This is a genomic window from Austwickia sp. TVS 96-490-7B, from assembly GCF_019331795.1.
GTDB lineage: Bacteria > Actinomycetota > Actinomycetes > Actinomycetales > Dermatophilaceae > Austwickia.
This window is the reverse complement of the sequence record NZ_JAHPZL010000007.1, coordinates 205544-218388: the sequence shown is the minus strand read 5'-3', so window position 1 is coordinate 218388 and position 12845 is coordinate 205544. Positions and strand designations below refer to the sequence as shown.

11 protein-coding genes are annotated in these 12845 nt (G+C 62.5%); 2 read left to right on the top strand and 9 right to left on the bottom strand.

Annotated features, from left to right (window positions below; all coding sequences use genetic code 11):
* Positions 1-63: 63 nt before the first annotated feature.
* The 4 genes from htpX to KEM60_RS09105 form a co-directional block, all read right to left on the bottom strand.
* Positions 64-918, bottom strand: coding sequence for a zinc metalloprotease HtpX (gene htpX, locus KEM60_RS09120; protein ID WP_219107209.1), 855 nt, complete (start codon positions 916-918; stop codon positions 64-66).
* Between the two features lie 153 nt (positions 919-1071).
* Positions 1072-1518, bottom strand: coding sequence for a 4Fe-4S binding protein (locus tag KEM60_RS09115; RefSeq protein WP_219107208.1), 447 nt, complete (start codon positions 1516-1518; stop codon positions 1072-1074).
* Positions 1515-2039 carry an NADH-quinone oxidoreductase subunit C gene (locus tag KEM60_RS09110; RefSeq protein ID WP_219107207.1) on the bottom strand — a complete coding sequence of 175 codons (525 nt, stop codon included), beginning with the start codon at positions 2037-2039 and terminating at the stop codon, positions 1515-1517. The genes KEM60_RS09115 and KEM60_RS09110 overlap by 4 nt, the downstream gene beginning before the upstream one ends.
* Positions 2039-2443, bottom strand: coding sequence for an NADH-quinone oxidoreductase subunit B (locus tag KEM60_RS09105; RefSeq protein ID WP_219107206.1), 405 nt, complete (start codon positions 2441-2443; stop codon positions 2039-2041). Before KEM60_RS09105 ends, KEM60_RS09110 begins: the two co-directional genes overlap by 1 nt.
* A gap of 237 nt (positions 2444-2680) precedes the next feature.
* Here KEM60_RS09105 and KEM60_RS09100 point away from each other — a divergent pair, with 237 nt between their 5' ends.
* Together KEM60_RS09100 and KEM60_RS09095 are read left to right on the top strand one after the other, a co-directional pair.
* Entirely contained in the window at positions 2681-4594 is a 1914-nt protein-coding gene (locus KEM60_RS09100) for a 2-oxoacid:acceptor oxidoreductase subunit alpha (protein WP_219107205.1), read from the top strand.
* Positions 4595-4633: 39 nt separating this feature from the next.
* Complete coding sequence (locus tag KEM60_RS09095) at positions 4634-5686, top strand: 2-oxoacid:ferredoxin oxidoreductase subunit beta (RefSeq protein WP_219107565.1); 1053 nt, start codon at positions 4634-4636, stop codon at positions 5684-5686.
* Positions 5687-5748: 62 nt separating this feature from the next.
* On the opposite strand, the gene KEM60_RS09090 is transcribed toward KEM60_RS09095, so the two are convergent.
* The 5 genes from KEM60_RS09090 to nuoL all read right to left on the bottom strand — a co-directional run bounded on the left by KEM60_RS09090 (position 5749) and on the right by nuoL (position 12808).
* Positions 5749-6384, bottom strand: a complete 636-nt coding sequence (locus tag KEM60_RS09090) for a TetR/AcrR family transcriptional regulator (RefSeq protein ID WP_219107204.1) — start codon at positions 6382-6384, stop codon at positions 5749-5751.
* Between the two features lie 352 nt (positions 6385-6736).
* Positions 6737-7738, bottom strand: a complete 1002-nt coding sequence (locus KEM60_RS09085) for a polyprenyl synthetase family protein (RefSeq protein ID WP_219107203.1) — start codon at positions 7736-7738, stop codon at positions 6737-6739.
* Positions 7735-9318 (bottom strand): NADH-quinone oxidoreductase subunit NuoN, encoded by a 1584-nt coding sequence (gene nuoN, locus KEM60_RS09080; protein WP_219107202.1) that lies wholly within the window; start codon positions 9316-9318, stop codon positions 7735-7737. The genes KEM60_RS09085 and nuoN overlap by 4 nt, the downstream gene beginning before the upstream one ends.
* Entirely contained in the window at positions 9315-10913 is a 1599-nt protein-coding gene (locus KEM60_RS09075; protein ID WP_219107201.1) for an NADH-quinone oxidoreductase subunit M, read from the bottom strand. Before KEM60_RS09075 ends, nuoN begins: the two co-directional genes overlap by 4 nt.
* The gene (gene nuoL / locus KEM60_RS09070; protein WP_219107564.1) at positions 10913-12808 is read right to left on the bottom strand and encodes an NADH-quinone oxidoreductase subunit L; all 1896 of its coding nucleotides are present in this window, start codon (positions 12806-12808) and stop codon (positions 10913-10915) included. Before nuoL ends, KEM60_RS09075 begins: the two co-directional genes overlap by 1 nt.
* Positions 12809-12845 lie beyond the last annotated feature (37 nt).

Genomic DNA, 12845 nt, shown 5'->3' with positions numbered 1-12845 from the left:
CGGTGATAGAGGCTAGCTCGTCATCTCGGATCGGCTGGGGCACGCCACCGAGCTGGGCCCGCATCAATGCCGCCCTGCCATCGCTTCCAGCCGGGCGATCCGCTGATCCATCGGTGGATGAGTGCTGAAAAGTTTGGAGACGTCTTGGGCGCGGAACGGATTGGCAATCATCATGTGACTCGCATTGACCAGATCCTGCTGCGGCGGCAAAGGCGCACGAGCGGTGCCGTATTGCAGCTTGTGCAGGGCGCTCGCCAAGGCCAACGGATCCCCGGTCAGTTGAGCACCACCCTGATCGGCGTCGTACTCACGGGTCCGGGAGATCGCCATCTGGATCACCGACGCTGCCAGCGGCGCCAGCAATGCCAGCGCCATCATCGCCACCGGATTGGGTCGATCCTCGTCGTTGCCACCGCCAAAGAACATCAGCATCTGCGCGACACTGGTGATGACCCCGGCGAGTGCCGCCGCGACAGAGGACGTGAGGATGTCTCTGTTGTAGACGTGCATCAGTTCGTGCCCTAGCACTCCGCGGAGTTCCCGCTCGTCGAGCAGGTTCAGGATGCCTTCGGTGCAACACACTGCTGCATGGCTGGGGTTACGCCCGGTGGCAAAAGCATTGGGAGCTTCAGTCGGGGAGACATAGAGAGCTGGCATGGGTTGACCTGCGCGGGAGGATAGCTCGCTGACGATGCGGTACATCGCTGGTTGCTGCTCAGGGGTGACCGGGTAGGCCCGCATCGATCGGATAGCGATTTTGTCGCTGTTCCAGTAGCCGTACGCAGTCATCGCGACACCGACGAGTGCGAACAGCCACACGAATTTGCCGCGTCCTACCAGTGATCCGACCCCGAGGAGCATCGCCCAAATCACGCCGAACAGGACGGCAGTCTTCAAACCGTTGTAGTGCCGGTGCATATGAGGGACAACGCCTCGTCCCCGTGGCGATGTTCCCGGCGCCCGCGCAGGTCATCCGCCGTACGGCGGGACAGTGAGTGGGACGATCGTCCAGGTGAGCTGCTCTGCTGCGCTGAGATCAGCACCTCGTCCACGGCGGATGCCAGGCGCGCTCTACCGGGCCCGGCGACCACCGCCGTGCCCTCGGCCAGAATCCTTGGGCCGGGGTGGCATCGCACCGACCTCAAGAGATGTCTCGGGGGGAATGTCACGTCGGAAGTTATCCAGCACGTCCGCACCAGCAGTTACCGAGGCGACCCGTCCCGAAGGAACCGGGGTGGGCGTCCATGACAACGCGTCAAACGGACACACGTCGACGCAGATGCCGCAGAACAGACACAGTCCGAAATCGATCTCAAAATATTCCAGGCGGTGCACCACCCGAGTGCGCCCTCGGGACGCAGCAGGGTCCGGGGGGATCTCTTCAGTCCGCGACCCCAGCGTGATACACCAATCCGGGCATTCCCGAGCGCACAACATGCAGGCGGTGCAGGCTTGAGGGTCCAATGCGATAGCGCCGCGGCTGCGTGCTGGAATCCCCGCAGGGGATGCGACGTTCATCGGTGCTGCTCCGGGGGGACTCCCGGTGGGACCAGGCGTCGACGGTTTCTCCGCCCTGACGATGGGTCAGGTCCGGATCCGACGTTTCTCCTTTCGCCCGGCTCGAGAGATCCCGGCCAGGGCGTGGCGATTCGGGCCGGCAAGAACCGTTTCTTTGACAACGGCGGCGCCTCGCCCGGGGTCCCCTGGACCAAGAGTGGCTCCCTATCCACTAGACCTGATCCCACCAGCAGCCCAGACAGATCCGCAGCGGCACGTTCTAGCCAGCGTGCGCCCGGCCAGATCGAGGCGAGGCTCTCCAGCCGATCCTCATCAGGCACGCGAGTCCATACCTGGTGACGTCGGATGGCACCCGGCCTCGGATCGAACAAGATCGCAACCACGTCCAGACCCACGGGCTCCGCACCGTCATGAGCGTCTACTGCCGCCAGAGTCTCCAAGACAGTGAAACCGTCGTCGTACCGAGCTGACATCACGTCAACCCACTGTTGAGGGGACACCCGCTCCACCGCCATGGACATCAATCCCCTTCCGTGGACCCGAGGGATCCGAGCGCCTCAATCAGAGCCTCCGGCCGAGGGGGGCATCCGGGGACGCAGACATCAACTGGCAGGATCTGCGCGACGCCCCGGCACACTGCGTACGAGTCCCAATAAGGACCACCGGAGATCGCACATGACCCGAATGCCACTACCGGAACGTCCGCACCGGTACGTTCACGCACATCGTCATACTCGGACCTGATCGACGCCGCCATCACGTCGGTCACCGTCCCCGCCACCACTACGACGTCCGAGGCGGTCGACGTCTCTGCATCTGGTGTCCCAGCCAAGAGTCGCCGGGCTGCAGCGACCTCCACTGCACAGCACGCCAACGGCAGCCCAACGGAACGCACCCGCAACCGGGGCTCACAGGAGGCAGACATGTCATCAGCCTATCTCCCCCTCATCTCTAGGCATGACCTGCGCCCACCAGCGCCGATACCCAACTTTGATCCAGGTCACAGCGACTTCATCCACTGTCGCCCGGTGGCCACCTCCCCTGTCCCGACGCCTAGGATTGACGCACCACGGGGGAGCACCGACGACCTACGGGCCCGTCCACGGCGGTATCGGCCCGGACCCCCACCGCCATCCAACACAGAGGTTCGGAAACGCCACCTATGAGCAGCAACGAGACCACACCGGTGCGTTCTGTCGACCGCGTCGTCATCCGATTCGCCGGCGACTCCGGTGACGGCATGCAATTGACCGGGGACCGGTTCACCTCCGACACCGCCGGGCTGGGCAACGACCTCGCCACCCTGCCCAACTTCCCCGCCGAGATCCGCGCCCCTCAAGGGACCCTCCTCGGCGTGAGCAGCTTCCAACTCCACTTCGCGAACTTCGACGTACTCACCCCTGGGGACTCACCCGACGTTCTTGTCGCGATGAACCCCGCCGCACTCAAAGCCAACCTAGATGACCTACCCCGCGGCGCGATGATCCTGGTCAACTCCGATGAGTTCACCACCCGCAACCTCGCCAAGGTGGGCTACACCAGCGACCCGTTGCACGACGGCAGCCTCGAAACCTATCGGGTGCTCCCCGTCCCCCTGACGTCGATCACCGTCGAAGCCCTCGCAGAATTCGGGCTCACCCGCAAAGAGAAAAGCCGCGCGAAGAACATGTTCGCGCTGGGTCTGCTCTCCTGGATGTATAGCCGCAATGTCGACGGCACCAAGAAATTCCTCGCCAGCAAGTTCGGGCACACCCCAGAGCTGCTTGCAGCCAACCTCACTGCCCTTGAAGCTGGCTGGAACTACGGAGAGACCACCGAAGCTTTCGACGTGCAGTACGTCGTCGATGCCGCACCCATGCCTCCAGGGCAATATCGCAACATCACCGGCAACGTGGCCACCGCCTACGGCCTGGTTGCCGCCGCACATCGCGCCGGACTCCCACTGGTCCTCGGGTCATACCCCATCACCCCCGCCTCGGACATCCTGCATACCTTGTCCGGTCTCAAGAGATACGGCGTCACCACACTGCAGGCCGAAGATGAGATCGCCGGCGCTGGAATCGCGCTGGGCGCCAGTTTTGGTGGAGCACTCGGCGTCACCACCACCAGCGGACCCGGCCTAGCCCTCAAAAGCGAAACGATCGGCCTCGCCGTCAGCACCGAGCTGCCCTTGGTGATCGTCGACGTCCAACGCGGCGGACCCTCTACTGGGCTGCCTACCAAGACCGAACAATCCGACCTCCTCCAAGCACTTCACGGCCGCAACGGTGATTCCCCCGTCGCCGTGGTCGCGGCGTCCTCCCCCACCGACTGCTTCGACGCCGCCTACGAAGCGACCCGACTCGCTGTCACCTACCGACACCCAGTCATCCTGCTCACCGACGGGTATCTCGCCAACGGATCAGAACCCTGGCATCTCCCTGATCTGAGTTCGCTCCCCACCATCACCCCCAACTTCGCCACCGGCCCCAACGCCACCGACGAGCAAGGCACCCCGGTCTTCCACCCCTTCGCCCGCGACCCACACACGCTGGCCCGCCCCTGGGCCATCCCCGGCACCCCCGGACTGGAACATCGCATCGGTGGTATCGAAAAGGCTGATGGCGACGGCAGCATCTCCTATGATCCGCTCAACCACGAACGGATGACAAGGCTGCGCTGCGCCAAAGTTGCCGGAATGGCCAAGGACATTCCCCCACTCCACGTGGACGACCCCACGAATGACGCAGACCTACTCGTCATCGGTTGGGGTTCGACGTACGGACCGATCACTGCCGCCGTGCGTAATCTCCGCCGGGATGGCTTAGCCATCGCCCAAGCCCATTTCCGGCATCTGTCCCCGTTCCCGGCTAATACCGGTGAGGTCCTGCGACGCTACCGCCGTGTGGTCCTTCCTGAAATGAACACCGGCCAGCTCGCCCTCATTCTGCGGGGCACGTACCTGGTCGACATCCACTCCATCACCCAGGTCCGCGGACTTCCGTTCGTTCCTGGACAGATGCGCGAGATCCTCGAAGGCCAGATCGCCGACCTTCTCGGTTCGGCGGCGCTGCGCACCGCACGACAGGAGGCCTGACCCGTGACGACCCCCCCATCCGCCCTGCACCACTTGGGCATGCCCCGCATCGGCACCCATGGCGTCCCCCGCCTGGCCGACGGCGACAAACTCTCAAAGAAAAGCTTCACCTCAGACCAGGAAGTGCGGTGGTGTCCCGGATGCGGTGACTACGCCATCCTCGCCGCCTTCCAGTCTTTCCTTCCCGAACTGCAGATCCGTCGGGAAAATATCGCCATTGTTTCCGGCATCGGATGCAGCTCCCGATTCCCGTATTACGTGGAGAGCTACGGCATGCACTCCATCCACGGCCGTGCCCCCGCCATCGCCACCGGCCTAGCCACCGCTCGACCCGACCTCTCGGTATGGGTGGTCACCGGTGATGGCGATGCCCTCTCCATCGGCGGTAATCACCTGATCCATGCACTCCGTCGTAACGTCAACATGACGATCTTGCTGTTCAACAACCGGATCTATGGACTCACCAAAGGCCAGTATTCACCAACCTCCCCAGCCGGACTGGTCACCAAATCCTCCCCCGCCGGGGCCGTGGACACACCCTTCAACCCGATCGCCGTGGCTCTAGGCGCTGGCGGCACCTTCGTGGCTCGCACCATGGCCAGCGATAAAGCACATCTGACCAATGTGCTGCGCGCTGCTGCCGCCCACCGAGGCACCTCATTCGTGGAGATCTACCAAAACTGCCCGATCTTCCACGACGGAGCCTTCGACCTGCTTCGAGACGCCACCCAAGCGGAGGCCCGCATCCTGCGGCTTACCCACGGCGCACCGTTACGGACCGGGGACCGAGTCGTGGTCACCGACGGACGCGGCGGGCTCCAACTCCTCCCCCAAGAGCACGTCACTGAGGGTGACGGAGTCACTCTCGACATCCACTCCCCGGACGCCTCGCAGGCGTTTGCGTTGGCAGCTCTTGACTCCCCAGACATGGCGTGCGTCCCAATGGGGATTTTCCGCAGCGTGGACCGGCCCGCCTACGACGACCTGGTCCGCGACCAGATCAGCTTCGCCCAGGAGGACGCAGGAGGGCCACCTTCAGATCAGGACCTTGAGACCCTCTTCGCCGGTAAGGACCCTTGGTTCGTCGCCTGAGGGCCCCGCCTGGCCGGATCGGCCCACACGGAGCGATATCCCGTGTCCCCAGACAGCCCCGGTCAGGCCGGGGCTGGGCTGTCTGCCACTGTCAAGAATCCAGCGCCACGCGCCTGCTCAATGACCGCCAGCAAGACGGCAATGAATCCCTGGAGCACGTCGAACGTCGCTTCGTCGTCTCGGTCGACGAGCCAGCTGAGCATGACGCCGTCACAGATCCCCAAGACCATCCGGGCTAAGGTCCGTGTCGGCAGACCTTCGCTCCCAGTGATCCCGAGATGCTCGGTGATCATCTTCTCAATGGCACTCTGATAGGTGCGGTAAAGCAGCCTTGCCGAATCGCCATCGCCACGAATCGACCACGCGGCCAGTTCATAGGACAACAGTTGGCGTCCCGGCTGAGCCTGGCAGTGATCGGAAAAAGCCTTGAACGCCACATACGCTTTTTCCTCAAAAGTGCCCTCATGATCTTCCAGGGCTTCATTGACCGCAGCGATGATCGGCTTGATGAAGGACTCAGCTACTGCGTTCAGCAGCGCTTCTTTGCTGCTGAAACAGTAGTGAACGACGCCAAGGGAGACATTCGCCTCATCAGCGATGCGACGGACTGATGCCGCCGCGAGTCCCTCACGAATGGCAAGTTCGATCGTCGCATCGATGAGTTGTTCGCGACGCTGCTCGGCCGGTACGCGAGACATATGACCGCCTTAGACCTATGCGACCCGGAGTGTTCCGACGCCGCCCCCAACACTAGTCAAGAGAACCCGTAATGACAGGTGAGCTTGCGATGAACCTCTCTGGAGGACATCGAAGTTCACCATCTCATGACAGCTGGAGCCTGAGGCGCCATCTGCCCACGGTGTCCCTCCCTATCCGCATCCTCTCAGAATGCAGAGCACCGTGTTGCCGATAGCGTACCTGTTTGGCGTTCAAGACGATTGGCCAAGGTATCCCTGTCCGACAGACGGCCAGAAAAACCGACGAGACGACCCAGGGAAACCACGAACGGTCTTCCCACGGGTCGTCTCGGCGTCACAACGTCTCGAGTCGTCAAATACTCCGGTCGACCACCCCAGCAGCCAGAGCGTCCAAAGCCTGGACAGCAGGCCCCTGCGGGAGCGACACCAGCAACGACCGGGCCTCATCAGCCACCGCACGGGTCTGCTCACGAGCCCACGACAATGCCGGATGACGCCGCAACAACTCCAGCGCCCGAGCCACACCTTCCTCGTCCTGTCCCAGGTCCGAATCCAGCAGAGCTATCAGTTCCGCGTCTGCGGGATCGGCGAGCTGGCGGACGCGCAACACCGGCAACGTGTCCACCCCCTCCCGCAGATCCGTCCCCGGCACCTTGCCAGACTCCGCACCCTCAGAAGCAATATCCAACAAGTCATCTGCCAGCTGAAATGCCACTCCGAGACGCTCGCCGTACTGCCGCATGACGTCAACGGTGTCAGCATCTCCGCCAGAAAACATCGCGCCATACCTCGCCGCTGTCGCGATGAGAACGCCTGTCTTATCGGCAAGAACCTGAAGGTAATACCCCAACGGGTCCTGACCGGCAGGGCATGGCCGAGCATCGCGGATCTGACCAGCGCAGAGCCGCACAAACGTCTCCGCCTGAATCTTCACTGCCTCCGGACCCAGATCAGCCACAATCGAACTGGCCGTCCCAAACAACAAGTCCCCGACCAGAATCGCTGTGGAATTGCCATACGCCTCATTGGCACTGACCACATGGCGACGTACCGCGGCTTCATCCATCACGTCATCGTGGTAAAGCGATGCCAGATGGGTGAGTTCGACAGCTGCAGCGGCCCGAACGACCTCCTCAGTGACCCCCTGACTCACCTCAGCAGCCAGCAGCGTCAGCACCGGCCGGAACCGCTTGCCACCAGCGCGCAGCAAGTGTCCACTGGCCTGCGCCAGAAACGGATCCGCTAAGTCCACACATTCCGCCAGGAAACCCTCGACCCGGGCGAGCCCGGCCGACAGCGAGGCTGCCAGGCCGGGCTCGACAGAGGGCAGGTTATGGACGATCGCCGCCGTCATGGAAGGAACTGCGTGGTCGTGCCGAAGATCTGCAACAGCGGCGACGGGAACACACCCAGGGCCACCGTCACGATGACACCCATGGCGATCGCGAAGACCGTCGTGCTCGAAGGAACCAAGACCTCCGCCACCGCAGCGCCTTCACTGTCCGGTACCGAGTCATCGGAGCGGAACATCGCACTAGCAATCCGGAAGTAGGCGTACGCCGTCACCAGGCTGCACAGGACACCGATCACGACCAGGACCACTCCAGCAGGACCGCCGTACTTCACAGCTGGCAGGAAAGCAGCCAACTTAGCGGTGAAACCACTGGTCAACGGGATACCTGCGAAACCAAGCAACAGAACGAAAAACACTCCCGCAAACATGGGGTGACGTCGGCCCAGACCTTCCCATTGCTGCACTGAGGTCGCTTCCATCCCTTCAACGCGCACCAAGAACGCCATCCCGAAAGCGGCCACCGTGGTGAACCCATATGCCGCGAGGTAAAACATCACACCCCGCACCGCGGACTGGTCAAACGCCAAGAAGCCCACCAAGATGAACCCTGCATGCGCCACCGAGCTGTAGGCCAACAATCGCTTGATATCCGTCTGGGTCACTGTCAAGACCGCACCGACGATCATCGTCACCGCTGCCACGACCCACAGCATGATCAGCCAGTCCCAGCGGGATCCACTCACCCCGACGTAGACCAGACGCAGCAACGCCCCGAATGCAGCGATCTTCGTACACGCCGCCATGAACCCGGTGATCGGGGTAGGCGCACCCTGGTAGACATCCGGCACCCAGTTGTGGAACGGCCACGCGCCGATTTTGAACAGCACACCAAACAACGTGAACACCACGCCGGGAACCAGCAGACCCGGGTTGATCGAGCTAAAAATAGCTTGCGCGATCACACCCAACGAGATCGATCCGGCGAATCCATAGAGCAACGCCGCACCGAACAGGAAGAACGCTGAGCTGAAAGAGCCCAACAGGAAGTACTTCAGCGCTGCTTCCTGGCTGAGCAAGCGGCGCCGACGAGCCACCGCTGTCATGACATACAGCGGCAGCGACAGCACCTCCAAGGCCACAAACATCGCCAGCAGGTCACCAGCCGCGACAAACATCATCATGCCGCCGGTGGCAAACAGCGCCAGCGGAAACACTTCAGTGGTCACTGCACCGACCCGCTCAGCAAGCTCTTCCTGCTTACTGCCAGGGATGGAGGACGCTGACGGGGCAAACGCATCCGCTGACCCGGAGGACAGCCGCTCACCCATGATCATGATCGAGATGCACGACAGCACCAAGAGCAGACCCTGCAAAAACACACTCACCTGATCGATCACCGCGGCACCAGCCATGGTGGACACCATGTGGTGGCGGGACAAAGTGACCAGAGCCACGAACGCGCCCACCAGGCTGACCACCGAGATGCCCAGTTGCACCTCGTGACGCTCACGGCGCCCGACAAAGGCCTCCACCAACACACTGACCAGCGCACCGCCAAAGACAACAAGCATCGGCGAGATTGCGGCGTAGTCGATATCAATCTTGCTGAACGGCTCAGCCGCAGCCAGAACGGGAATCACTTGGCACTCCCCTCGGTGGCCCCCGCGGAGCCGACAGCAGGCGCCGGATCCGTGGCACCCACGATGGACAGCGTCTTCTCGACCGCCGGATTAATGACCTGCAGGGCAGCATTGGGGTAGAACCCGAGAATCACGAAGATCGCGATGAGTGGCGCCATCACTAGCTTCTCCCGCACGCCCAAGTCACGCACTACCAGCGGCTCCACGGAAGAGTCGACCTCCAACGCAGCATGGCCGTGATCCACCACCCGACGACCGGGCGGGGGGCCGGTGAAAACGCGCTGGTAGAACAGCAGGATGTACAGCGCAGCCAGAATGATGCCTATCGAGGAGATCCCGGCGACCCAGGGGTAACGCTGGAAGGTCCCCATCATCACCAGGAACTCAGACGCGAAGCTCGCCAGACCAGGCAACGCCAAACCGGACAAGCCAGCAATCAGGAAGCATCCTGCGAGCACCGGGGTGACCCGCTGCCAGCCGCCGTACTCACTGATCAACGCGCTGCCACGTCGCTGGATCAGCATGCCAGCGACCAGGAACAACGCCGCTGTGGAGAAACCATGGTTCAGCATGTAGAGCACACTGCCCTGACCTGACATCCGGGTGAACGCAAAGATGCCCAACACGATAAAACCGAAGTGGCTCACCGACGTGAATGCCACCAGACGCATCATGTGCTTCTGACCGATGGCGGCAACACCGCCATACACGATCGAGATCAGCGCCAACCCGATCACCACGGGCGTGGCCCACTGGCTGGCGTTCGGGAACAGCTGCAAGCAGAACCGAATCATCCCGAAGGTGCCCACCTTGTCGAGGACACCGACCAGCAAGGTGCTCGTCGCTGGGGTCGCCGCCTCGGCAGCATCTGGCAGCCAGGTGTGCACCGGAACCATCGGAGCTTTGATCGCAAACGCCACAAAGAAACCGACGAACAGCAGTCGCTCGGTCGTCTGGTCCATCTGCAAGCCCGTCAACGCGCTCACCAAGAAACCAGTGGAGCCTCCCTTGCCCTGCACATACACCCCGATGACAGCGGCCAGCATGACCAATCCGCCTGCCAGCGAGAACAGCAGGAACTTCAGCGCTGCAGCCCGACGCTTCTCTCCCACGCCATAACTCGCGATGAGGAAATACACCGGGATGAGCATGCCTTCGAAGAAAACGTAGAAGAGGAAGACGTCGACCGCCGAGAAAACCCCCACCATGAAGGCTTCCAGCACCAAAATCCAGGCGAAGTAGCCGTTGTCCCGTTCCCCGTCCTCGGGCATGTCTTCCCATGCGGCCAGGATGCAGATCGGAACCAGGATCGCCGACATCACGATCATGGCCATCGCCATCCCGTCGACACCCAGGGCATAGCTGACACCCCACTGCGGGATCCACTCATGGGTCGCCCTGAGCTGGAACTGATCCGCGGCATTGGAGTCGTACACCCCTAGCCACGCCACCATCGCCAACACCAAGACCACCAGTGACGTCCCCAGCGCAACAGGTCGCGCCAGTCGCATCCCACCACGAGGAAGGATCGCCATGATGAGCGCCCCGACCAGCGGGACGACCATCATGACGGTCAACCAGTCAACATTTCTCATCACTGCACCACCCAGACGGCACCGAGGAGGACGACGATGCCGACCAGCATCGTCAGGGCGTAGGAACGGACGAAACCGCTCTGGAGCTGACGCAAGCCACCGCTGGCCAGAGCCACCGCCGACCCCATCCCGGTGAGGGCGCGGTCCACGCCGCCCTCATCAGTGAGCACCGTCGCACGGACCACCGCGTTACCTGGGATGACCAGCGCAACATCGTTGACGTCGTCCTGGAAGAAGTCGTTTCGAGCCACCTTGGCCAGCACGCTTGACGAGGGAGCTCCCACGGATCGACGCGCATATTGCAGGAACGCTAACCCCGCGCCGAGCAGCACCAACAAGATCGTCACCGCCATAATGACGTGCGCCGGAACCACCGGGTGATGCTCCTCGACGTGGCCAACTCCGACTGCCGGATTCAACCAGTCAACGAACCCGAGCTGGGCCAACGCCAACCCCAGAAAGCCCGAACCCACCGCGAGGATGATCATCGGCACCGTCATCGTGGCTGGAGACTCATGCGGATGGTCATCCTGAGACCAACGTCGTTCACCGTGGAAGGTCATGAAGAACAGTCGTGACATGTAGTAAGCGGTCACACCGGCCACCACCAAAGTGATCGGACCAAACACCCACGGCTGCCATCCTTCGCCGACGAAGGCAGCTTCGATGATCTTGTCCTTGCTCCAGAACCCAGCAAACGGCGGGATGCCCAGGATCGCCAACCACCCCATCATGAAGGTGATCCAGGTGATCTTCATGACCGTGCCCAGACCACCAAAGGTGCGCATATCAACCCGGTCGTTCATGCCATGCATGACCGACCCGGCGCCCAGGAACATCCCGGCTTTGAAGAAGCCGTGCGTGACCAAGTGGAAAATCGCGAAGGCGTAACCGACCGGACCCAGGCCAGCGGCGAGCATCATGTAGCCAATCTGACTCATGGTCGAGGCCGCCAAGGCCTTCTTAATGTCGTCCTTGGCACAACCGATGATGGCGCCCATCGTCAACGTGATTGCCCCGACGATGGTCACCGCTAGACGGGCGGTCGGTGCGAGGTCGAAGATCGCGTGGCTGCGCACCACCAGGTACACCCCCGCAGTGACCATCGTCGCCGCGTGGATCAGTGCTGACACCGGCGTCGGGCCGGCCATGGCATCACCCAGCCAGGACTGCAACGGGAACTGCGCCGATTTACCACAGGCCGCCAGCAGGAGCAGCAAACCGATCACGGTCAGCGCCGTCACCTCAGCTGAGGGCGCACTGGCGTGGACGCCAGCGAAGTCCACTCGGCCAAAAGTGAAGAACATCATCATGATCGCCAAACCGAGACCGAAGTCACCCACCCGGTTGGCAATGAACGCCTTGTTGGCCGCCGATGCGTAGGGCGGGTTCCAGTTCCAGAAACCAATCAGCAGGTACGACGCCAAACCGACGCCCTCCCAACCGACGTACAACATCAGGTAGCTGTCAGCTAGCACCAACGTCAGCATCGCCGCGACGAACAGGTTGAGGTAGGCGAAGAAACGCCGCTTGTCGACGTCATGCTCCATATACCCCAAGGAGTACACGTGAATCAGCGAACCCACGAACGTGACCAACAGGACGAAGGTGATCGACAACTGGTCGATCAGCATCCCCGCGGACAAGTTCAAGGTCCCCGCAGAGATCCAGGTGAACAGGGTCAGATGTTGGGCCCGCTCCGATGCGGACAGACCTAACAGTTGAGCGAGGATCGCCGCGCCAACGGCAAAGCTCGACCACGACAGGATGGTCGCCAGCATCGGACCGAACTTATCGGTGGCTTTTCCACCGATCAGCAGGAAAGCCGCCCCACACAGGGGCAAGGCCACGAGCAGCCATCCCCAGGCTGCGGTCCCAGTGGCGGCAGCCGCCATCGGGGCGGCGCCGCCGGCATGCGCCGTAGCGGCGAAG